Source organism: Microbulbifer mixtoriginis (SeqCode) (assembly GCF_052467705.1).
Genome location: NZ_CP174322.1, coordinates 224,023 through 246,623, shown reverse-complemented (window position 1 = coordinate 246,623; position 22,601 = coordinate 224,023). Strand labels below are relative to the sequence as shown.

The 22,601-nt window shown below is 51.1% G+C and carries 19 protein-coding genes; 13 read left to right on the top strand and 6 right to left on the bottom strand.

Features of this window, described 5'->3' with window-relative positions:
* Nucleotides 1-82: 82 nt before the first annotated feature.
* On the top strand, nucleotides 83-2,287 hold the full coding sequence (gene uvrD, locus ACJJIB_RS01185; protein ID WP_444887602.1) for a DNA helicase II: 2,205 nt from the start codon (nucleotides 83-85) through the stop codon (nucleotides 2,285-2,287).
* Between the two features lie 139 nt (nucleotides 2,288-2,426).
* Nucleotides 2,427-3,575: a TRAP transporter substrate-binding protein gene (locus ACJJIB_RS01180; RefSeq protein WP_444887601.1), complete on the top strand. Its 1,149-nt coding sequence runs from the start codon at nucleotides 2,427-2,429 to the stop codon at nucleotides 3,573-3,575.
* Between the two features lie 70 nt (nucleotides 3,576-3,645).
* On the opposite strand, the gene ACJJIB_RS01175 is transcribed toward ACJJIB_RS01180, so the two are convergent.
* From ACJJIB_RS01175 to ACJJIB_RS01155, 5 genes are all read right to left on the bottom strand, one after another.
* A complete protein-coding gene (locus ACJJIB_RS01175; RefSeq protein ID WP_152455932.1) occupies nucleotides 3,646-4,044 on the bottom strand; it encodes an acyl-CoA thioesterase in 399 nt (132 codons plus the stop codon).
* 172 nt (nucleotides 4,045-4,216) lie between these two features.
* Nucleotides 4,217-7,876: an ABC transporter permease/M1 family aminopeptidase gene (locus ACJJIB_RS01170; protein ID WP_444887600.1), complete on the bottom strand. Its 3,660-nt coding sequence runs from the start codon at nucleotides 7,874-7,876 to the stop codon at nucleotides 4,217-4,219.
* Nucleotides 7,818-8,711: an ABC transporter ATP-binding protein gene (locus ACJJIB_RS01165; protein WP_444887599.1), complete on the bottom strand. Its 894-nt coding sequence runs from the start codon at nucleotides 8,709-8,711 to the stop codon at nucleotides 7,818-7,820. The genes ACJJIB_RS01170 and ACJJIB_RS01165 overlap by 59 nt, the downstream gene beginning before the upstream one ends.
* A 302-nt stretch (nucleotides 8,712-9,013) precedes the next feature.
* Nucleotides 9,014-10,378, bottom strand: a complete 1,365-nt coding sequence (locus ACJJIB_RS01160) for a TRAP transporter large permease (protein ID WP_444887598.1) — start codon at nucleotides 10,376-10,378, stop codon at nucleotides 9,014-9,016.
* Nucleotides 10,375-10,947, bottom strand: a complete 573-nt coding sequence (locus tag ACJJIB_RS01155) for a TRAP transporter small permease subunit (protein WP_444887597.1) — start codon at nucleotides 10,945-10,947, stop codon at nucleotides 10,375-10,377. The genes ACJJIB_RS01160 and ACJJIB_RS01155 overlap by 4 nt, the downstream gene beginning before the upstream one ends.
* Nucleotides 10,948-11,130: 183 nt before the next feature.
* Here ACJJIB_RS01155 and ACJJIB_RS01150 point away from each other — a divergent pair, with 183 nt between their 5' ends.
* The 8 genes from ACJJIB_RS01150 (at nucleotide 11,131) to ACJJIB_RS01115 (ending at nucleotide 19,244) form a co-directional block, all read left to right on the top strand.
* Complete coding sequence (locus tag ACJJIB_RS01150; protein WP_444887596.1) at nucleotides 11,131-12,183, top strand: PstS family phosphate ABC transporter substrate-binding protein; 1,053 nt, start codon at nucleotides 11,131-11,133, stop codon at nucleotides 12,181-12,183.
* Between the two features lie 138 nt (nucleotides 12,184-12,321).
* Entirely contained in the window at nucleotides 12,322-13,701 is a 1,380-nt protein-coding gene (pstC, locus tag ACJJIB_RS01145) for a phosphate ABC transporter permease subunit PstC (RefSeq protein WP_444887595.1), read from the top strand.
* On the top strand, nucleotides 13,694-14,980 hold the full coding sequence (gene pstA / locus ACJJIB_RS01140; protein ID WP_252083914.1) for a phosphate ABC transporter permease PstA: 1,287 nt from the start codon (nucleotides 13,694-13,696) through the stop codon (nucleotides 14,978-14,980). Before pstC ends, pstA begins: the two co-directional genes overlap by 8 nt.
* A gap of 31 nt (nucleotides 14,981-15,011) precedes the next feature.
* Nucleotides 15,012-15,890 carry a phosphate ABC transporter ATP-binding protein PstB gene (gene pstB / locus ACJJIB_RS01135; protein WP_252083913.1) on the top strand — a complete coding sequence of 293 codons (879 nt, stop codon included), beginning with the start codon at nucleotides 15,012-15,014 and terminating at the stop codon, nucleotides 15,888-15,890.
* 25 nt (nucleotides 15,891-15,915) lie between these two features.
* Complete coding sequence (gene phoU, locus ACJJIB_RS01130; RefSeq protein WP_252083912.1) at nucleotides 15,916-16,623, top strand: phosphate signaling complex protein PhoU; 708 nt, start codon at nucleotides 15,916-15,918, stop codon at nucleotides 16,621-16,623.
* Nucleotides 16,624-16,710: 87 nt separating this feature from the next.
* Nucleotides 16,711-17,040: an antibiotic biosynthesis monooxygenase family protein gene (locus tag ACJJIB_RS01125; RefSeq protein WP_444887594.1), complete on the top strand. Its 330-nt coding sequence runs from the start codon at nucleotides 16,711-16,713 to the stop codon at nucleotides 17,038-17,040.
* Nucleotides 17,041-17,323: 283 nt separating this feature from the next.
* Nucleotides 17,324-18,118, top strand: coding sequence for a putative porin (locus ACJJIB_RS01120; RefSeq protein ID WP_252083910.1), 795 nt, complete (start codon nucleotides 17,324-17,326; stop codon nucleotides 18,116-18,118).
* 160 nt (nucleotides 18,119-18,278) lie between these two features.
* Entirely contained in the window at nucleotides 18,279-19,244 is a 966-nt protein-coding gene (locus ACJJIB_RS01115; protein WP_444887593.1) for a putative porin, read from the top strand.
* A gap of 70 nt (nucleotides 19,245-19,314) precedes the next feature.
* Here ACJJIB_RS01115 and ACJJIB_RS01110 read toward each other — a convergent pair whose 3' ends face one another.
* The gene (locus ACJJIB_RS01110) at nucleotides 19,315-20,601 is read right to left on the bottom strand and encodes a M48 family metalloprotease (RefSeq protein ID WP_444887592.1); all 1,287 of its coding nucleotides are present in this window, start codon (nucleotides 20,599-20,601) and stop codon (nucleotides 19,315-19,317) included.
* 69 nt (nucleotides 20,602-20,670) lie between these two features.
* On the opposite strand from ACJJIB_RS01110, the gene ACJJIB_RS01105 reads away from it, so the two are divergent.
* The 3 genes from ACJJIB_RS01105 (at nucleotide 20,671) to ACJJIB_RS01095 (ending at nucleotide 22,600) form a co-directional block, all read left to right on the top strand.
* Entirely contained in the window at nucleotides 20,671-21,150 is a 480-nt protein-coding gene (locus ACJJIB_RS01105) for a DUF4265 domain-containing protein (protein WP_252083907.1), read from the top strand.
* Nucleotides 21,151-21,215: 65 nt separating this feature from the next.
* Nucleotides 21,216-21,992, top strand: coding sequence for a peroxide stress protein YaaA (gene yaaA / locus ACJJIB_RS01100; protein WP_444887591.1), 777 nt, complete (start codon nucleotides 21,216-21,218; stop codon nucleotides 21,990-21,992).
* A complete protein-coding gene (locus tag ACJJIB_RS01095; protein ID WP_444887590.1) occupies nucleotides 21,989-22,600 on the top strand; it encodes a DUF938 domain-containing protein in 612 nt (203 codons plus the stop codon). Before yaaA ends, ACJJIB_RS01095 begins: the two co-directional genes overlap by 4 nt.
* Nucleotide 22,601: the final 1 nt, after the last annotated feature.

Here is a 22,601-nt window from a genome sequence, read left to right as displayed (position 1 = left end):
AGGGGCTTTGCATTGTCAGCCGGGGTAAAATCCTGTTTATTTACACAGGTCTTATGCAGCAGCTCTGGTACAATCTTCGCCCATGGACGTATCTCAGATTTTAGACCCCCTCAACGACGCCCAGCGCGAAGCGGTAGCTGCCGTGCCCGGCAATCAATTGGTTCTGGCCGGTGCCGGCTCGGGCAAGACCCGGGTGCTGGTGCACCGCATCGCCTGGCTGATGCAGGTGGAGGGCGCCTCGCCCTACTCCATTATGGCGGTGACCTTTACCAACAAGGCGGCCCGCGAGATGCGCGCTCGTATCGAAGAGCTGCTGGGGGTGAATACCTTTGGCATGTGGGTGGGCACTTTCCACGGCCTGGCTCACCGCCTGCTCAAAGCCCACTGGCAAGAAGCCAAGTTGCCGCAGAACTTCCAGATTCTGGATTCCGACGACCAGCTGCGCCTGATCAAGCGGGTACAGGCAGATCTGGGGCTGGACGATAAAAAGTGGCCGCCGCGGGAAACCCAGTGGTGGATTGGCGCGCAGAAAGATGAAGGCCTGCGCCCGCAATATATCAATGCCGGCGCCGATCCCTGGTTGCAGACCATGGTGCGCATCTACTTCGCCTATGAAGAGGCCTGTCAGCGCGGTGGGCTGGTAGATTTTGGCGAGTTGCTGCTGCGCGCCCACGAACTTTGGCTGAATAACGACAGTATTCTGGCCCACTACCGCCGGCGTTTCCCCCATATCCTGGTGGATGAGTTCCAGGATACCAACACGATTCAATACGCCTGGTTGCGCCTGCTCGCTGGGGAGCAGTGCCATATCACCGCTGTGGGTGATGATGACCAGTCCATTTACGGTTGGCGCGGCGCCAAGATCGAGAATATCCAGCACTTTTCTACAGATCTGCGTGAAGTGCAGACGGTGCGCCTGGAACAGAATTATCGCTCCACTTCCACTATTCTGAACGCCGCCAATGCGGTGATCGCTAATAACAGCGGTCGCCTGGGCAAGGAGTTGTGGACCAAGGGTGAAGAAGGCGAGCCTATCGCCGTCTACGCCGCCTACAACGAGCAGGATGAGTCGCGCTTTATCGTCGAGCGTATCAATGACTGGGTGCGCGATGGCAATCGCCGCGACAGCATTGCCATCCTCTACCGCTCCAACGCCCAATCCCGGGTGCTTGAAGAGGGGCTACTGCGCGATCAGGTGCCCTACCGTATCTACGGTGGCCAGCGCTTCTACGATCGCCTGGAAATTAAAAATGCCCTGTCCTACCTGCGCCTGATCGGCAATCGCAATGATGACACCGCCTTTGAACGGGTAGTGAATACCCCCACTCGTGGTATTGGTGCGCGCACGGTGGAGATGGTGCGCTCCTATGCCCGCGAGCAGGGCTGCTCCCTGTGGCAGGCGGCCAAGCTGATGTTACAACAGCGGGTTCTGGCTGCGCGCGCCGGTAATGCTCTGCAGAGCTTTCTGGATCTGATCAACCAGCTGGCTGCAAATGCGGAAGAGAAAGAGCTGGATGCCATTGCCGAGGATGTGATCGAGACTAGCGGCCTGCTGGAATTCCACGGCAAAGAAAAAGGTGAGAAGGGTCAAACACGAGTGGAGAACTTGCAGGAATTGGTCACTGCTTGTCGCTCTTTTGCCGGTGTGGACCTGCCCGAGGGGGAGGAAGATGAGGAGGAAATCCCTCTTCTTAACCAGTTCCTCGACAGCGCCGCCCTCGATGCCGGTGAAGGCCAGGCGGATGAGTTTGAAGATGCCGTCCAGCTGATGACCCTACACTCCGCCAAGGGCCTGGAATTTCCTTTGGTGTTTATGGCGGGCGTGGAGGAAAACCTGTTCCCTCACAAGATGTCTGCACAGGAGCCCGGCCGCATGGAGGAAGAGCGACGCCTCTGCTACGTGGGTATCACCCGTGCCATGCGTAAGCTGTATATTACCTACGCGGAAAACCGGCGCCTGTTTGGCAGCGAGACCTACAACAGTCCGTCTCGCTTTATCGGTGAGATTCCGCCAAATTTGGTGCACGAAGTGCGCTTGAAGACCGAAATTTCCCGTCCCCTCTACCAGGCGGATTATGGCAAGGTGGGCCAGTTTTCCGACCCGGCGCCAGATTTCGATGATTTACCACCATTGGCACTGGGTGGCCGGGTTGAGCATGCCAGGTTTGGCGAGGGCACCGTAGTGCAGTTCGAAGGTAATGGCCCCCGTGCACGCGTACAAGTGAATTTCGATGATGCTGGCAGTAAATGGCTGGTAGTGGCTATGGCTAAGCTGCAGCCTTTATAGATTGTTTGCTTTGGTAAAAACCAAGTCAGATTAGGAATTTTTTCTACACTGATTTCGGTTTTTCCCAAAATCCCGACCATTTAAAAAAGATCATCTATCGATGATCAGCGCCTTACAAGAAAAAAGATAATTAAAAGCGATGAAAAAAGTTAACTGGTATCCCGCTATTATTTTGGGCCTACTGGCCCTACTCGTTGTTACCTTTGCTGCACTGGTCACTTCCCGCGCAGCACAGGGCCCTGCACAACACTTTTCCGATAATGACAACAAAGAATTGTTCGAGTGGAAGCTTGTCACCACTTGGCCAAAAAATTTCCCCGGCCTTGGCCAGGCCCCAGAGCGCTTTGCAAAAAACGTTGAGTTGATGTCCTCGGGCCGCCTCAAAATTAAAGTTTATGGTGCGGGTGAGCTGGTACCCGCTCTAGGTATTTTTGGTGCGGTATCTGAGGGCGCTGCACAGATGGGACATGGTGCCGCCTATTATTGGAAAGGCAAGATTCCAGCGGCCCAGTTTTTTACCGCGGTACCTTTTGGTTTAAACGCCCAGGAGATGAATGGCTGGTTGCACCACGGTGGTGGTTTGGAACTCTGGAAAGAGATTTATGAACCGTTCAACCTGATACCCCTGGCCGGTGGCTCTACTGGGGTACAGATGGCCGGCTGGTTTAACAAACCAATTAACTCTGTTAAGGATTTGCAGGGCTTAAAAATGCGAATTCCCGGTCTGGGCGGTGAAGTATTAAACCGGGCCGGCGGTACCGCTGTGACTATTCCCGGTGGTGAACTCTATACCGCGCTGCAGACTGGTGTTATTGATGCGACCGAGTGGGTTGGACCTTATAACGATCTCGCTTTCGGTTTCCATCAGGTTGCCGAGTACTACTACTATCCCGGCTGGCATGAACCCGGCTCAATGATGGAATTTATCGTCAATAAAAAAGCCTTTGAGAAATTGCCCAAAGACCTACAGGCCATTGTGCGCGTGGCTGCCCGCGAAGCAAACCAGGACATGTTGGATGAGTACACCGCTCGTAATAATCGCGCCCTGCGTGAGCTGGTGGAAACACATGGAGTCAAAGTGAAGCGTTTGCCAGATGATGTGCTTGCCCATTTAAAGCAGATCAATACTCAACTGATGCAAGAGACCGCAAATAAGGACCCAGAATTTGCGCGTATCTATAAAGCCTTTAAGGATTTTGAGCGGGATGTGCGGCCCTATCACCAGATAAGTGAAGAGGCTTATTACCAGGCGCGGGAACTTGATGGGGAAAGCAAGAAACAGGAATAAAAGGCAGAATTAATATCATAGAAGGGAAACTGGTTTAAGGCAGTTTCCCGAAATAGTTTTGCAAGTCGTTTCAGGGCAGAGGTCTGGTATGCCCTCTATCGTCGATAGCGACAAAAACAAACTCACCCTCGGTGACCTTTACCTGCTCACCAGAGTCCACCCGTGTCAGCCATACCTCAACCATTGTTCTAATAGAGGAACGCCCTACCTCTATAGCCTCGGCATAACAGCTGACCGTAGAGCCAACCGGAACCGGGCGTAAGAACACCATACTGCCGACCGCTACGGTAGTTACCCTGCCGCGCGCAATGCTTTGGGCCAAGATTGCTCCAGCCAGGTCCATTTGCGACATCAGCCAACCAGCGAATACATCCCCCTGGGGATTGGTATCACGGGGCATAGCCAGGGTTTGCAGGGTAAGCGTGCCTGTTGGTTGCGGGTTTTCATCAAGGGCTGAAAGTGCGGACATCGACTACTCACAGATTGTTAGAGTTATTGGTTTCCACCTGAGGGAAGGTGGCGCATTCTAGCACAAATTGAGTAGTATTTGACCAGTACTTGCCTGAGTTTTTTCCAACGAAAACGAGGGAAGTTTTTCCCAGCCACCCCCCTAGGTGGCCGGGAAATTAGTGACAAGAGCCCTAAAGTGTCTCTATTGCCAACAGATTGTCGTCCGGGTTTTTATCGATCATCTTGATATAGGGATCAAAGCCAGCAATGCTCGGTTTGCCCTTCACCTCAAACTCCAGCAGGGTGGTCTCTTCACTGATCTCCTGTTTGGCCAAGTAGAGCACATTGTCTGAACTGGCGTTCTTGTCGGGATCTTCTGCAAAAATGGCAACATCTATCCAGTTATTGATGGGAATTTCTTGCTCCTGTCCATCCCCTTTGGCTTCATATTTGTGCGCTTCCAGCTCCAGTAATACGCGATAATTGCCGTTCTCCAACAGCTCATAGGTGGCATTTGCGACTTTGAGATCAAAGAGGACTACTCGCTCCAGCATATCGGTGATCAGCTCTTGCTGGGGTGGTTCGGCGTGGGCTCGGAGTCTTGCCACTAAATCCATGCTGGTGGGATAGGGATCACTGGAGAAGCCTTTGTCTTTTAACAGGGAAGCCAAAGCCGCATTGACGGCATCTTCACCCATCGCATCCTTAAGGGCGTACATCGCTAGCGAGCCCTTGTCGTAATGGATATAGGTCTGGTTCTCGTTGCGAGATAAAGGTAACTCCTCAAGTAACTCGGTACCCCGAGCGCTCAGGTAGCCATCCAGCTCATATTTGAGGAAACGACGCATTTTTTCAGGGCCGTACTCCCGCTCCATCACCATTAGTGCTGAGTACTGCGCCAGGGTTTCAGACAGTAGAGTCGCTCCTTGTACATTGGCGCCAATCAATTGATGCGCCCACCACTGGTGCGCCACCTCGTGGGCGGTTACATAGAAGACATAATCAATCTCATCCGGGTCTCGCAGATCGGCGACAAAACCGATAGATTCAGAGAAAGGTACGGTGTTGGGGAATGCCTGGGCAAAGGATTCATAGCCCGGGAACTCTACGATACGCAGTTGGCGATACTGATAAGGGCTGAATGCCTCACTGAAATACTCCAGGGACTTTTTCACCCCCTCAACCATACGATCTATGTTGTAGTCGTGGGGCTTGTGGTGGTAGACCTCAATGGCAACGTCCTGCCACTTATCTTTGACCACTGTGTAGTCCGCTGAAAGGTAGGAAAAAAAGTTGTGAATGGGCGCGTCCATCTTGTAATGAAAATAATGGCGCTCTCCCTCCTGCCAGTCTTTTTGTAGGTAGCCGGGGGCCAGTGCTATCTGTCCCAAGGAAGTACTGACGGTGGTTTCAAAGTTGATCCAGTCGGAGTCGCTGCGAAGATAGGATTTTCGGTAGTGCTCTTTGTCCTCCAGTTTGGGCATGCGCTGCGGCGGCGGTAGATCGTGCTTTTTACGCAGGTGACGATCAGTCAACTCAAAATTGCTGTTGTAACCGATAAAGGGCAGCGCTTCGTAGTTATTAAAGAAGGTACCGTTCTGCACCAAGGTGGTGGAGGAGCCGGAGTTCATAAAGCCGCGATTGATCCTGCTCAGATCAAACTCCAGCGTGAGGGACTGGCCGGGTTCAAGTGGGCGATCCAGCTCGAAGAAATAGTGTCCGAACTGCTCGTCCTTTTCGCGTAACTTGGCCTGATTTAGGGATAACTGGTTAACTGTAAGGCCGCGATCCAGCCCTATAACTACCTCATCAATCGACTCCTCACGCTTGTTAACCAGGAAGTAGCGGCCGCGCACTTCATAGCGGCGTTCATTGGGGAAGATATCCACATCCACTTTGACATCGGTGATATGTGGTGCGAGTTTATCCTCCAGGGCCTTGTATTTCTTTTCATAGTTTGCGGCCAGTCGCTCACGATCCTTGCTGGTTTCGTAGTGATTGAGAATATTGGTGTTGTAGAAAATAAAGGCGCCAGTGCCGATAAACAGTAGCAGGGTTGTGGAGGCAGTTAATCGACTGGAAAGCCCCAGTTGGAAGCGCAGGGCTTTGACCCGGCTAGTTAGAGGAGCCAGGGTACCGCGCTGCCAGAGCCCGTAACTCAAGATGGCCAGTATCAAGCTGAAGCTGATCCAATATAACGCAAACCAAGCCCGACCCTGATCAAAGTGACCATAACCATTCATATCTGAGTAAGGTGCGGCGTTCCAGTCTGCAAATTGATAGAGGTTGTGTTCGAACCCAAGACCATCAAGGACACTGGAGCTAATTAAGTAGCCCACCATCAGTAGCATGCCGAGGAATTTATTGCGGGTTATCACCTGGGCAAAGATAGATAGGACTGCCATCAAGTAGAACGGCAGCGCAAATTGATACCAGAGTCCGTAAAAATACAGTCCAGGCTCAAGAGTTGTATATCCCTTGCCCAGCTGTACAGCCACAGTGGTAAGCATGCAGGCTATCAGGATACCGCCCAGAACTACCAGCATTGCAATAAACTTGCTCGCTACGAAAATCCAGCTGGGTGTGGGCACGGCATCCATAATTTCATGGCAACCGGCCTGGCGTTCTCGCCACACCAATTCAGCCCCATAGTAGATCAGAATAATCAACATGATGAGGCTAAAAGCACCTTCTATCAGACTGACCATAGAACGAGTCACCGGGTATACCGAGGTGCCAAATACTGCCTCCAGGTTCAGGGATGCGCCCAAGACATTCAGAACACCCAGTGCCAGGATTACCCAAAAAGCTAGGCTTTTTACTACTGCTTTTACTTCAAAACCGCAGCGTATACGGAATTGTTGCCAAACCGTGGCTGCCCCAAAGTTTGGAGTAATTCGCGGTAGGGGCTTGATGTACCTAGGTATCTCACTATCTGCAGCTTCTGTGGTGCGGCGGCGCGACCAGAGAGGTTTGCGTTCGGCAAATGAAAAGCATTTATAGCCTAAGCCGATAAATAATAAGCTGGCGCCCAGCCATAGTAAGCGGTTGATTAGAAAGTTTCCCTCTAGTGTGATCATAGAGGTATTGCGATCGAAAGCGGTCCAGTAGCGAGTTGTCTCCTGGAAGGCGGCGATACCAAAGGGGTCAGCCAGTGCGGCAGCACTTCGATAGGCGGGTTCATCCATGATTCCCTGGCTGGTGAAATAGAGTACCAGGAAGGTGATCAACCCCAGGTAAGTGGCCATCATGCTGCGAGTTATGGCTGCCAGGCTAAAAAACATGGCGCTGCAAAACAGCATGGTGGGAAGGATAAGTATGAATAAGGTTTGCAGGTAGTGGGATATTTGAGTGGGGCCCAAGCGCTCTGGGTCTAACCAAGGCATCCATGAACCGAGCAGCATACCCAGCGCCGTAGATGAGAAAGCGAGGAAGGCCACGGCAAATGATCCTGTGAAGCGTCCCAATAGATAATCACGCTTACTGATAGGGGTACTGAAGACAATACCTTCCATTTTCATATCGCGATCACGCAGCACCGGATTGGCTGCGAAGGCGGCAGTGATAAAAATACTGAAAACGCACATTACTAACAGGGTTAGCATAATCGTGTAGGGAGAGTTGATCAGGGTGCTACCTCCACCGCCGCCGATCTGTATGTTGTCGACGGTCATAGCACCAAAAGTCAGTAGAAAAAATACCAGGCTGGTCACATAAAACAGTGGCTGGCGCAACTGGTAGTGAAATTCAAACTTAGCAACCGATAAAAACATATCGAAATCCTCCCCCACCTCAAGCGGCGCTAGCCACTTGAGCTTCTTTATTGCTAAACAGGGTGGAGAAGTAGACATCTTCAAGGTCCGGTTGCAGTTGCTCAAAGCCTACTGCCGGTTGGGTATCTGCCAGCGCATGCACAACATGGCGCCCGGCTAATAAACGAGTGGAAATCACATCAAAATTATTGTGGCATTCTTCCAGCTCAGATTTATCGACGGTGCGCCGCCATACACGTCCTTGCAATTTAGAGATAAGTTCTTCAGGTTTGCCTTGGGCCACAATTTGACCTGCGGCCAGGATCGCCATATTGGGGCACAGATCGGCAACATCTTCGACAATATGGGTGGAAAGAATTACCACTACGTTCTCGCCAATTTCGCTAAGCAGGTTGTGAAAGCGATTGCGCTCCTGAGGGTCGAGACCAGCGGTAGGCTCGTCGACAATAATCAGCCGTGGGTCGCCGATCAGGGCTTGGGCAATACCAAAGCGCTGGCGCATACCTCCAGAGTAACCGCTTAGGTTTTTTTTGCGATCCTTAAATAAATTGGTCTGGTGCAGTAATTCAGCCACCATTTCGCGACGCTCTTTGCGATTACTAATACCTTTTAGAACTGCCATATGATCGAGCATATCTTCAGCACTGATTCTCGGATAAACCCCGAAATCCTGTGGTAGATAACCCAAGGTGCTGCGAATTTTCTGAGGGTTACTGGCCACATCGATACCATCAAAAGTGATGGAGCCGCTGTCTGCAAATTGCAGCGTGGCGATAGTACGCATTAAAGAAGACTTGCCGGCACCATTGGGGCCGAGCAATCCGAACATACCCTTGGGAATATCCAAGTTGACGTTTTTAAGCGCATGCACGCCGTTATCGTAGGTCTTGGAAAGGCTGGTAATATTTAGCATTTTTTAAATCCTTTTTAATTTTTTATTCGTGCTTGGATATCGATAGCAGTGTTTAATTCCTTTTGATGGATCTATTTTTAAGGAGAGATATCCACAGAGGTTTATTGAAGGTCTGGCGAGCAAATTAAAAAATTTAATGCCAATTTAGCAGGTGCTGGTGACTTGCCGTAGGGAATCAAGATGTGCCGATGAATTTAAGGGGCGAAGGGTTTATTAAGTTTCAATGTTAGTACGATCGTTTTGGTCTGGATCCAATCGGTAGCGATACAAGGTCTTATCACTACCGATCGTTGTCTTTTGGGTTAATTCTGAACCACCCCCGGCAACCAAGTCACCAGAGCAGGCCAGAGTGCTAGGAGGCACAAAATCAACAGCTGAATAGCGATAAATGGCATAACGCCGCGATAGATAGCGGAAGTGGCCACTGAACTTGGCGCAACGCCGCGAAGATAAAACAATGCAAATCCAAAGGGTGGAGTAAGGAAGGAAGTCTGCAAGTTGATTGCAATCATGATGCCCAGCCAAATCGGGTCCACACCCATCGCCAACAACACCGGCCCAACAATGGGCACCACCACAAAGGTGATCTCAATAAAGTCGAGAATGAAACCGAGCAAGAAGATCACCAGCATGACCAGCAAGGTCGCACCAATAACACCCCCAGGCAGACTGTGGAAAATACTGGTGACAAGTTCTTCACCGCCATATCCACGGAAGACCAGTGAGAACAATGAAGCACCAATAAGAATGGCAAACACCATCGCGCTTACCTGTAGAGTGCTGCGACCCACCTCCCCCGCTTGCGCCCAATGCAGAGCACCGCGACTGTAAGCCAGTAATCCTGCGCCTAGAGCACCGACGGCGGCGGCTTCTGTAGGCGTTGCGGCACCGGTAATAATTGACCCCAGCACTAATAGCATCAAAGCGATAGGAGGAAAAAGGCTACTCAGTAGCGGCCAAACTTCCAGAGGTTGCTGCTGCGCGGTCTTGGCCTTACTCGGAGAACGGCGCGCCACAAACAATAGATAAACAATGTAGGCTGCTACCAGCAATAGGCCGGGAATAATGGCACCGATAAAAAGGTCACCAACGCTGACCGGCTTGGGGTTAAAAATACCTGCGGATAGTTGTGCCTGCTGGTAGGCGTTGGAGAGAGTATCCCCAAGCAGCACCAGAGCAATAGAGGGGGGAATAATCTGCCCGAGGGTGCCGGTGGCGCAGATGGTGCCGGTGGCGAGCTTTGGGGAGTAGCCCTGCTTCAACATAGAGGGCAGGGACATTAATCCCATAGTCACCACGGTGGCGCCCACAATACCGGTACTAGCGGCCAGAAGTGCGCCGACGACCACTACAGAAATGGCCATACCCGCCGGCGCGCCCATAAATACTTTGGTCAGATTGACCAACAAGTCTTCGGCGATTTTTGCTCTCTCGAGAATGACTCCCATCAAGACAAAGAGCGGCACGGCAACCAGGGTGCCGTTTTGCATAATGCCGTAGAGGCGGTCGGGGAAGGCACGCAGTAGCTCGGCATCGAAAGCGCCATACACGATACCCAACCCGGCGGTGATTAGGGCCGTACCGGCGAGCGTGAAAGCTACCGGGTAACCGAACATCAGTAGCCCGCAAACGGCGGCAAACATCAATAGAGGTATCAGCTCGATCATGCCTCTGCCTCCTCCACCTGCTTGAGCAATCGTGGTTTCGCTACAGATTCGCTTACCGGGCTTGAAACCTCCATAAGCTGTAGCAGAGCACGAATAAACTGGGCGGTGCCGGCGAGACCGAGGGTTACTGCCGCGAGGGGAATCAGACTTTTCAGCAGGAAAACACCGGGAAGGCCGCCGGCATTGGCGCTCTCCTCAAGCACTGACCAACTATTCAGAGCAAACTGCCAGCTGCTCAGCAACATAAAAGTGCAGACTGGCAAAAGAAATAGCAGAAAACCCACAGCATTAACCCAAGCCTTACCCCTGGGACCCATTCGCCGATAGAAGACATCGACACGCACGTGGGCGTCGGTTTGCAGCGCATAGGCCAGGCCCAACATAAAGGCGGCACCGTGCAGATAGATTACGGACTCCTGTAGCGCTATGGAGCCACTGTCGAACAGGTGGCGCAGAGCCACAACGCAGGACTGTATTAAGACCATGGCCCAGGTAAACCAGGCGAGCAGGTGGCCGGTGCGACTGGATAGACTCTCCAGTGCACGCGCTCCACGCATCAGAAATAGCATGGGGGCTTCTCTCTTTACATCTTATTGTTATCTCGTTTGTATGCAGGTTACCGCTTTGCCTGCCCGGGCACCAGCGGGGTAAATTTCCGGCTGTAACTTTTTTGTCATGTTTTATTCATAGAATCGTCATCCGTTGTTCCTAGCATCGCCGCGTGAAATAAAAAACACTCATCGGAGTTACACATGAACAAGCAAATTTTGGCTACTTCCCTGGCGGCATTGACCCTTGCCACCTCTCAGGTAGCCCTGGCGGCTCGCGACTACATCAGTGTTGTGGGTTCTTCCACTGTTTACCCTTTTACCACCACTGTGGCGGAGCGTTTCAGCCGTGCTACCCAGTTCAAGACTCCGGTAGTTGAATCCACAGGTACTGGCGGCGGCATGAAGCTGTTCTGTCAGGGCGTTGGTGAAAGCACTGCAGACATCACTGGTGCTTCCCGTCGCATTAAGCAGTCCGAGCTGGAGATGTGTAACGGCAACGGCGTTGATGTTGTGGAAGTACAGATTGGCTACGACGGCATCGTGCTGGCCAATGCGAAGAAAGCAACGCCTTTCAAGCTTTCCCGCAAAGATATTTTCCTGGCCCTGGCAAAAGAAGTACCGAACCCGGATGGTTCCGAAACGCTGGTAGCCAACCCTTACAAGACCTGGAAAGACGTAAACCCTGCGTTGCCCAATACCAAAATTGAAGTTTTGGGGCCGCCCCCCACTTCCGGTACCCGCGATGCCTTCGCGGAGCTGGCAATGGAAGGTGGTTGTAAGAAATTTGGCTGGATCAAGGCCATGAAGAAAAAAGACAAGAGCGCTTACAAGGCGATCTGTCACAACGTACGCGAAGACGGCGCTTATGTTGAAGCCGGTGAGAACGATAACCTGATAGTCAACAAGTTGGTTGCCAATCCGAATGCCCTGGGCATCTTTGGTTTCAGCTTCCTCGACCAGAATGCCGATAAAGTACAAGGCTCTTTGATCGAAGGACAGGCTCCGACTTTCGACTCTATCGCCGATCAGGGATATCCAGTTTCCCGCCCGCTGTTTATTTACGTGAAGAAGGCACATGCCGACGTAGTGCCAGGTATCAAGCAGTTCCTGGCGGAGTTCACTAATGAGCGCGCTTGGGGTGATGAAGGTTACCTGACTGACAAAGGTATGATCCCTTTGCCCCAAGAGAAACGCCAGAAAATTGCTACCGACGTTCGCAAGCTGAATGCCCTGAGCAATCTTGCTGCGAAGTAAATTTATCCTGGAGTAGTACAGTCAAAGGGAATTGACGGCCAAGCTCGAGAGGGCTTGGCCGTTTTTATGAAAGCCAAGTGGAAACACAGGGAAAAGTCGGGATAATGCCGACATCGACATTTTTAGCACGGTAATTCAATGCAAACCCCCACACTGTTCGCCCTTTTGCTGCTGTTGATTTTAGTGGCCTACGGTACCGGCTTTAGTCGTGCACTGAGTGCAGCGCGCAGCCGCGGAGGCCTGCGTAATCTGGCCTCACTGCCCAGCTATCATGGATTATTTACCGCGCTTTGGTGTGGTTTACCGGCACTTTTACTACTGGGTGCCTGGCTGATTTTTGATGATGCCATTATTCGCTCTATGGTGATGCACAGCATCGCCGACAAGCCCGATACCATTGCCGGGCAGAACCTGCTCTTTGCACAAATTCAAAATCTCGCCGCTGGCCATTTGGTGGGAGAGTCATCCCCACAGTTACAGTTGGCTGCCGAGCACCTCAGTCAGTTGCGCAATAATTCCAATACTCTACAGGCCTTTTTAAGCCTGGTATTGGCGGTGGGCCTGGGGGCATTTGCACTGTTGCGTTTTTCTCCGGAGCTGCGTGCCCGTGAGAAAGTGGAAAAAGTCCTGAAGGCTATTCTGATTACCTGTGCCTGCGCCGCGATTTTTACCACTGTGGGTATTTTGTTCTCGGTACTGTTTGAGTCGCTGCGCTTTTTCCAGTCGGTGCCAGTGACTGAATTCTTGTTCGGCCTGCATTGGAGCCCGCAGATGGCCCTGCGCGCCGATCAGGTTGGTTCCAGCGGAGCCTTTGGTGCGGTACCCCTGTTTACCGGCACCCTGATGGTTTCCGCAATCGCCATGTTGGTGGCGGTGCCTGTGGGCCTGATGGCCGCTATTTATCTGGCCGAGTACGCCAGCAAGCGCGTGCGCAACGTGGCCAAGCCTATTTTGGAAATTCTCGCCGGTGTACCCACCGTGGTATACGGCTTTTTTGCGGCACTGACTGTTGCCCCATTTATTCGCGACCTGGCCACCTCAATGGGTTTACAGGCCTCCAGTGAGAGCGCCCTGGCCGCTGGCCTGGTGATGGGGATTATGATTATCCCATTTGTCTCTTCATTATCTGACGATGTTATTAATGCAGTTCCGCAGTCCCTGCGCGATGGCGCTCTGGGATTGGGTTCAACCCAATCGGAGACCGTGCGCAAGGTGGTGATTCCCGCCGCCCTGCCGGGAATTGTCGGCGGTGTACTCTTGGCGGTATCTCGCGCAATTGGTGAAACCATGATCGTCGTGATGGCCGCGGGCCTCGCCGCCAACCTGACTGCGAACCCTCTGGATTCGGTCACCACTGTTACCGTGCAAATCGTGACGCTACTGGTCGGCGACCAGGAGTTTGACAGTCCCAAGACCCTGGCCGCATTTGCGCTTGGCCTGATGCTATTTATCTCCACTCTGGTGCTGAACTTTATCGCCCTGCACGTAGTGAAAAAATACCGGGAGCAGTATGACTAATCTCACCCAGACGCAGGTTCGTGAGCGCATCGAGAAGCGCCTCGCCAGCCGCCATCGCAAGGAAAAACTGTTTCGCGGGCTGGGCATTGCCAGTATCGCTTTCGGCATACTCGCGGTTGTCATTCTATTCAGCGATATTATCAGCAAGGGTAGCGGCGCCTTTGTGCAGACCGCCATTGAGCTGGAAGTGCACTACGATGCGCAGGTACTCGGTATTGAGAAGGTCGATGACGAGAGCCTTGCCTGGGCCAATTTCACTGGGGTGATCCGCGCGGCGTTGCGCGAGCGTTTTCCCTCGGTGACTGGCCGCAGTGACAAGCGTGAGCTCTATAGCCTGGTCTCCTCGGGGGCACCCTTTAACCTGCGTGATCGCCTGGCTGCAAACCCAGAGCTACTCGGTACGAGCGAGAAAGTATGGTTTGCCGCTGACGACGATGTGGATACTTTTGTTAAAAGCCTGAAGGATTCCAAAGAGGGCTTCCGCGGCCGCACATCCGAACAGAAAGCCGGCTGGATCGAACAGTTGCTACAAAGTGGCGAACTAAAGAAGCGTTTTAATACCACTTTCTTTACCAACGGCGATTCGCGCGAGCCGGAACAGGCAGGTATCCGCGCCGCTTTGATGGGCTCGCTATTTACATTGCTGGTGACTTTGGCGCTGTCTTTCCCAATCGGGGTGGCTGCCGCTATCTACCTGGAAGAATACGCGCCGAAGAATCGTTGGACCGATCTGATTGAGGTGAATATCAATAACCTCGCGGCGGTGCCGTCCATTGTATTCGGCTTGCTGGGGCTGGCGATCTTTATCAACTTTTTTGAGTTGCCGCGCTCAGCGCCTCTGGTTGGCGGTCTGGTACTTACCCTGATGACGTTGCCGACAATTATTATTTCCAGCCGTGCGGCGTTGAAGGCGGTGCCGCCTTCGATTCGCGAAGCGGCGATGGGCATGGGTGCCTCGCGTATGCAGGTGGTTTTCCACCATGTATTGCCGTTGGCCATGCCCGGTATGCTCACCGGTGCGATTATTGGAATGGCCCAGGCCCTGGGTGAGACCGCGCCCCTTCTGATGATCGGTATGGTTGCCTTTATTGTGGATGTACCCGGCGGAGTTACCGATCCGGCCACGGTATTGCCGGTACAGATTTTCCTCTGGGCCGACAGCCCAGAGCGCGCCTTTGTGGAGCGTACCTCTGCAGCCATTATGGTGCTGCTGAGTGTATTGATTCTTATGAATACCAGTGCAGTAATGCTGCGCAAGAAACTTGAGCGCCGCTGGTAACAGCGCGGATAATCGGAAAACAGGATTATTTATGAGTACCATGACCCTGGATGCCGCCGGACATTCTGAAGCGGCGCAACCCGAACTGACCGGTGAAAAAATGGCAGTGAGCCAAGCCGAGGTGCGGAAAACAGTGGGCCAGCCCTTCACTGATACCGCCAAGTTACGCATGCGCAATGTGAATGTGTTCTACGGTGAAACCCAGGCTATTCACAATGTGGGCCTGGATATCGGCCGCAATGAAGTTGTGGCGATGATCGGCCCATCCGGTTGTGGTAAGTCCACTTTCCTGCGCTGCCTCAACCGCATGAATGACACCATCGAAGGCTGTCGGGTGGAAGGCGAACTGAGCCTGGATGGCGACCCCATTTATGGTCCCAAGGTGGATGTTGTGCCTTTACGCGCTCGGGTGGGGATGGTGTTCCAGAAGCCCAATCCCTTCCCCAAGTCTATCTATGAAAATGTGGCCTACGGCCCCAAAATCCACGGGATCGCCAGCCGCCGCGCCGACCTGGATGAAATTGTGGAAAACAGCCTGCGCCGCGCCGGCCTCTGGGATGAAGTTAAGGACCGTTTGGACAAGCCGGGCACCGGCCTCTCTGGCGGTCAGCAGCAGCGTTTGTGTATCGCCCGAGCCATTGCCGTGAGCCCTGAGGTTATCCTGATGGATGAGCCCTGCTCCGCCCTGGACCCTATTGCCACTGCGCGTATTGAGGAGCTGATCGATGAGCTGCGCGAGAACTACACTATTGCCATCGTGACCCATTCCATGCAACAGGCGGCCCGCGTTAGTCAGCGCACGGCTTACTTCCATCTGGGGCACCTGGTTGAAGTCAACGATACAGAGACCGTGTTCACCAATCCGGAGCACGAACTAACCGAAGCCTACATTACCGGCCGCTTCGGCTAAGCCAATCTTGCTCCGAGGGATAACTATGGAAATGCACTTCGATCAGCATATCTCCCGCCAGTTCAATGAGGACCTGGAGGGAATCAAGACCGAGATGTTGGAAATGGGCGGCATGGTCGCCCGCCAAGTAGCCGATGCCGTCGATGCTCTGTCGAATGCCGATAGCCAGCTCGCCGAGGAAGTCCTGCGCGTCGAAGAGGAAATCGACAAGTGCGAGATGGCCCTGGACGAGCACGCGACTTTAATCATCGCCAAGCGCCAGCCCGCCGCTTCGGATCTGCGTATGGTGATGTCGGTAACCCGAATCGCCCGCGACCTGGAACGTATCGGTGATGAGGCCAGCAAAATCGCGAAAATGGCGATTGCCCTGACCGATGAAGGCACCTCACCGCGCGGCTATACCGAGATACGCCATCTGGCAAATGCTGTACGCAAAATGCTCAACGACGCCCTGGATGCCTACACTCGTTTCGATGTGGAGTCCGCATTGCGCACCCTCGCCGAGGATGAACAGGTGGACATGGATTACCGCACCGCCGTCCGTGAGCTGGTGACTTATATGATGGAAGATCCGCGCAGTATTTCCCGCGTCATTAATGTGCTGTGGACACTGCGCTCACTGGAGCGTATCGGTGACCACGCCAAGAATATTTGTGAGCAGGTAGTCTACTTGGTGGAGGGGGCGGATATTCGCCACGGCCACGAGAGGAATTTGAATTTAAGGAAATCCTAAGTTTCCTCAGCCAAAGAAAGGTCGCTCATAGCGGCCTTTTTTATTGCAGGCAGATTTTAAGAACTTGAAATATTTAGGGGCTTGGCGATGAAATATATTTTTGAGGTTCAAATTAAGGAAGGTTTCACAGCGGAAGAATATGCCGACGCCTGGGTACGTGCGTCTCAGTTAATTCAGCAAGCACCTGGGGCTATGGGCACGGAACTTTTGCAAAAGATCGGTGACGAAAATAGCCTCATAGCGATAGCCACTTGGCACAGTAAAACAGAACGCGATGCTATGCAGGCTGAACATACGTTTGCGATTGATAAAATTATTCAAAGCGTGGCTCCTTTTGTGGGTATACGACCTTTAGGAGAGTTTAAAGAATTTAGAGAGGTAGTAGCTTCTTATGCTGATGATGATGAACTTTCTTAAGCTTGCCTCGTCAAAACTGAACATAAGCTGAATAAATTAAATTTTTCAAAAATTAAAAAACTGTAAATTTTAATCGGTCTCTGAATGAGTATTTAAAATACTTGATTACGGATAATTACATCTAAGCAAGAAGCTTTAATTCTGTCTGCCCCCTGTTCTCATTCCCTTCGTCGCAAAGTCTTCTCAAACTGACTTTGTGTAATTAACTGTTGTTGCAGACAAAAATTCTTTTGTTACAATCCGCAGCCCAATTTGGATCCCTACGTTAACGAAGGATTTTGAAATGAGATTCAAGCTCGCAGCTCTCCCCCTGATGCTTCTTGCGGCTACTACAACTGCCGAGGAGTACAATTCTTTTACTAAAGCTAACTACAGCAATTTAGAAAAAGGTGATGATAGTTTTACTCTTGATAGTCGCTACTTCTTCAGCGGAAAAGAAACTCTAGGCCCACTGAAAGAATTTGAATATATAAACAAAGTTAGCAATGTTTACGGTGGCTTCTCTCATTTAAACGAAGGCAGTGAAGATTCCGATATTCTGACCATCGGTGGAGAGTATTTTGCATCCAATGGTCTGGTTTTAGGTGCTCAGTTAGCCGATTGGGGTGAAGAAAATATTGATACTTTATCAGTAGGTTATCTCTTCACACCTAACTTCCTGGTTAGCCTGGAACATGAAGATAACGACAGTGATAATGAGCTGTCTGTTAATGCTCGTTATAACCACCAGCTGAATGGAACCGATTATATCGGTTTCGACTTTTCAGTTGATGAAGAGTTTGATACTCGCAGCCTGTCTTCTAAGTACTTTACTCACCTGGGTGGTGAACAGTACTTAACGATTGATCTGGATTATATCAGCTACGATGAGGACGATGACTATTGGAAGTTGGGCACAGAGTACTTCTTTACTCAGCGCACCTCCGTCGGCTTTACTTTCGATGAAAAAGAAGAGTTTAAGCTGGGTATGAACCATTTCTTCAACCGCAACTTCGCTGTTGAAGCTGCTTATGTTTCCAATACTGATAGTGATATCGATTACGATATCTACCAAATTGGTATGACCGTACAGCTGTAAGTAAGAAAAGGGCTATCTTAGATAGTCCTTTTCTTTTCTTAGTTAATTATTGGATGTTACCTAAACGTTTATTTCTTGTCGTATTGTTATTGTCTCTAGAAATAAAAAATAAATCCTATTAAAATCTTACAAATCAAATCTATAGTTGGAAAAGGATTTTATGAAGGGTTTTAAAGTATCAGTTGTTCCCCTGATGGTGCTTGCTACTGGCGTAACGGCGGAGGAGTATAAGTCGATAACTACTTTGAGTTATTCAGATTTAGAGTACTCATTTCATGACCATTACAATAGCCCAATGGGGTGGCCATATTTTCCAACGTCCGGTTATAATGCTAAAGAAGTAAAAAATAAAACCTCAACCGTTGGTACTACTTACTATTTTGGAGGGAAAGAAACTCTAGGGCCTCTAAAGGAGTTTGAGTACATCAATAAGGTTAGCAATATATCAGCACAATTCTCCCGATATGAAATTCGGAATGATTATTTGCGGAATGATCATCATCAAAATTCAATTTCTACAAAAGGTGAGTATTTTGTAGAAAATGGTGTGGTGCTGAGTGCTACTATAGAGGATCAAAAATATGCCAACATTTATGATCAATCGATTGGTTATTTTTTCACCCCGAATGTTTTAGTGAAATTAAACTATAGTAATACTGATTTTAAGTATTTTGATGAAGAAGAAGAGTTTTCATTAACCGCCCAGTATAGCCACCAATTAAGTGATACTGGTTATCTTGGTTTTACAATGAATGTCGCTGAGGAAACTGACGATCACATTTTATCTTCTAAATATTTCGTAGATTTCGGAAATGATAAGTATCTAAGTGTTGAAGCGAGTTATTATCACGGAAACGGAAGAATATGGGGGGATGCCTCGGAGTTGAGCGCAGAATTTTATTTTAATAAAGAGACCTCCGTCAATATAGCTTATGATGAAAATCATCGTTATAAATTAGGGTTTTCCCACTTCTTTAATCAGAATATTGCCGTTGACGTAGCTTACTTAGCCGCAGCAACAAATAAATACAATGGGTATTATGCAGAATTTGGATATTTGGAGTGTGATGATTGCGATGCTTATCGGTATGATGAGTACCGGCTGGGCTTAAGAGTTCAGTTATAATTTTATGAAAATATAAGGGCTATCCACTAGCCCTTTTAAATTTTTAAATCAAAATTTCTAAACTATAAATTTAGCCCTTCCCAGTTAAGGCCTGTATCCGGGCCTGAGCTTTAGAGCCAATCTCTCCCCCTGCCCCGGCTGCTGTCTCGTAGTGCTTGAAAGCGCTTTGCTTATTCCCCTGCTTTTCATACACCTCGCCCAAATAGAAGTGTGCATAAGCTGTTTCCAAATAACGTAGAGAACGGTTTAAGTCCCTCTCCGCAGCAGTGTAATTTTTAAGTTGCGCACTAGCCATGCCGCGTTTTAACCAGTGGGAAGACAGTGCAGGGTTTTTCTGTACGGCACGGTCGTAGGCCTGATGGGCTTTATCAAATTGTTTTTTCTGGGCGAGTAAATCTCCTTCCAGTGCGAAGAAAGAGGCTTCTTTTGGTTGTTGCTTTTGTGCCTTTCGTACCAGATTCAGTGCCGTATCAAACTGCTTTTTATTGGCTGCTTTTAGAGCATCATCATAATTTTCATAGGCATCCGCATCGCGTTTTAGTTGTGCTATGGCCTTTTGATAGGCATCGCGGTTGGTGACCCCGTTCTTGGGCAGTGATTTACTGTGCTCGATATTGGCGCTGACGCGGGACTGTGATGGGGGGTGGCTGGCGAAGAGGGCTTCCAGGCCGTTGCTCTGCTGCCCTTTGGAGAGTTCGACGAATTTGCGCTGCAGTCGCACGGCGCCCTGGGGGTCATAGCCGGCGGCAGCCATATATTTCATGCCGTATTCGTCGGATTCCAGTTCGTTGCCGCGACCGTAGCGGGCGATATAGGCGGAACCTCCCAGCTGGCTGCCGGTGGAGATAAGGTCCGCATAGGCGGAATCTTTGGTGGCCGCACCGAGTACAGCCAGGCCGGCCCCGAGCACCTGTTGTTGTGACATGGCGGTGGCGGAGTGGCGTGCGGCGGCATGGACAATTTCGTGGCCGAGTACAGCGGCCAATTCCGCCTCATCCTCAAGCAGGACCAGCAGGCCTCTGTTAATGGCGATTTTGCCAGCGGGAAGTGCCCAGGCGTTGGGAACGGAGTTATTCAATACTACAAATTCGTAGGGCAGCTGCGGCTGGTCCGAGACCCGAGCCAACTTTTGCCCGACCCGATTCACATATTCCTGCAAGCTGGGATCTATGGTGTACTGACCGCCCTGTTGTTGTTGGTTGATTGGGTATTGCTGCTGTCCTAAGTTCAATTCCTGCTGGGCCGATACCAGAGAGAACTGTTGCTCTCCGGTCACTGGATTGGTGACACAGCCACTGATAATAGAGGTTGACGTCAACGCCACTGCGGCGAAGAAAGCCTGGTTACGCGAGATCATTGCTTGCCTCCCTGTATAATGCCGATTATTCAACGATCACCCATTGTACACAGTCGGGGAATAGAGGTTATGACGGCACTTCAGGTAATAGAGTTATTTGCGGGCACCAACCCCGATGGCGAGCCGGTGGTAGAGCGCTTACAGGTACGAGTCAATGAGGACGACAGTTGCCAGCTGGTACGTTCTCCCGCATTTATTAAAGGCATCGCCAGTGGCGATTGCATTAAAGTGGATAAAGATACCCAGCAATTTGAGCTGGTTAAGCGCTCCGGCAATTTGGCGATCCGTGTTTTTTGCCGCGGCGACAGCGCCGAACTCTCCGACCGCTTGAGCCCGCAGCTGGAGAAACTTGGAGGAGAGCTGGATCTGGAAGTTCCACGCATGCTGGTTTACAGCATCCATGTCAGCTGTGGTTTCGATAAGATTGAGGAAATTCTCAATAGTATTTGTGATGGTGCCAACAGTGCCTGGTATTACGGCAATGTCTACGATCCGAAGGATGGCCAAACACCCCTCAACTGGTGGCAGGATATATTGAAGCCCGAATAGAGCAGTGCCCCGATCCTAGCGGTTGGGCTCAAATAGAAAGCGAAGCAGCACAAGTAAGGCACCCGATGTTAATAGTGATTTCTCCAGCCAAGACGCTGGATTACGAGAGTGAAATACCCACACTGGAAACCACTCAGCCAGACTTTCTCAAGGAGTCAGCGGCATTAATTGGCGAACTGCGTGATCTGAGCCCACAGCAGATCTCCAGCTTGATGAAGATTTCCGACAAGCTCGGTGTGTTGAATTACGACCGCTTCCAAGACTGGAAACGCCCTTTCACAGATAAAAATGCGCGCCCGGCCCTACTCGCCTTTAAGGGGGATGTTTATACCGGCCTGGCCGCTGAAACTATGGGCAAGCGCGATTTCAGTTATGCGCAAAAGCATTTGCGAATGCTCTCCGGTCTCTATGGCCTGTTGCGCCCGCTGGACCTGATGCAACCCTACCGCCTGGAGATGGGCACCAGATTTGAAAACAGCCGCGGTAAAAATCTGTATGAATTTTGGGGAGAGCAAATTACTGAGACGCTCAATGCCCAGTTGCATGTGCTGAAGAGCCGGGAATTGGTCAACCTTGCCTCTAATGAGTACTTCAAGGCGGTAAAGCCCAAGGCGCTCAATGCAGAGGTCATTACCCCCCATTTTAAAGATCTAAAAAATGGTCAGTATAAGATGATCAGCTTCTTTGCTAAGAAAGCGCGGGGCATGATGAGCCGCTGGGCGATTGAGCAGCGGGTGAAGAAAGCGGAGGAGCTTAAGGGCTTTGATGTAGCCGGCTATGCCTATAACTCGGGCATGTCCAATGAGCGCGACTGGGTTTTCACTCGGGATGAACAGCAATGAGCGATACCAGCCTGCCGGATGCACCGGCTTGTGCGCGTAATCGCGATCCAATTCTTACTCATCTGTGCCGCCTGCTGGATGGTAGCCATAAGGTATTGGAGGTGGGGAGCGGCACAGGTCAGCACGCGGTCTTTTTTGCACCGCGCCTGCCCCACTTAATTTGGCAGACCTCGGAGCGGGCGGAAATGCTGCCCGGTGTGCGAGCTTGGTTGGCGAGTGCGCCCGCACAGAACTTGCGCGAACCTCTGACTCTGGATGTCGATGCGCCCTGGCCTGCGCTGAATTTCGATGCGGTGTTTACCGCGAATACCCTGCATATTATGTCGAGGGAGTCAGTACAGCGATTCTTTCACAAACTGCACACTCTGTTAGAACCCAATGGCTTGCTGGTTGTATATGGACCCTTCAAGATTGATGGCAGTTTTATCGGGCCCAGCAATGCGGATTTCGATACCTACCTCAAAGAGCGCAACCCCGATAGCGGTATCCGTGATCTGGAGTGGTTGGATCAATTGGCCAGTGATGTCGGCATGCGTCGGGAAGAGCTAAATTACCTGCCAGCGAACAACCAGCTGGTCGTTTGGCGTAAATACGATAACAAGGAGTGAT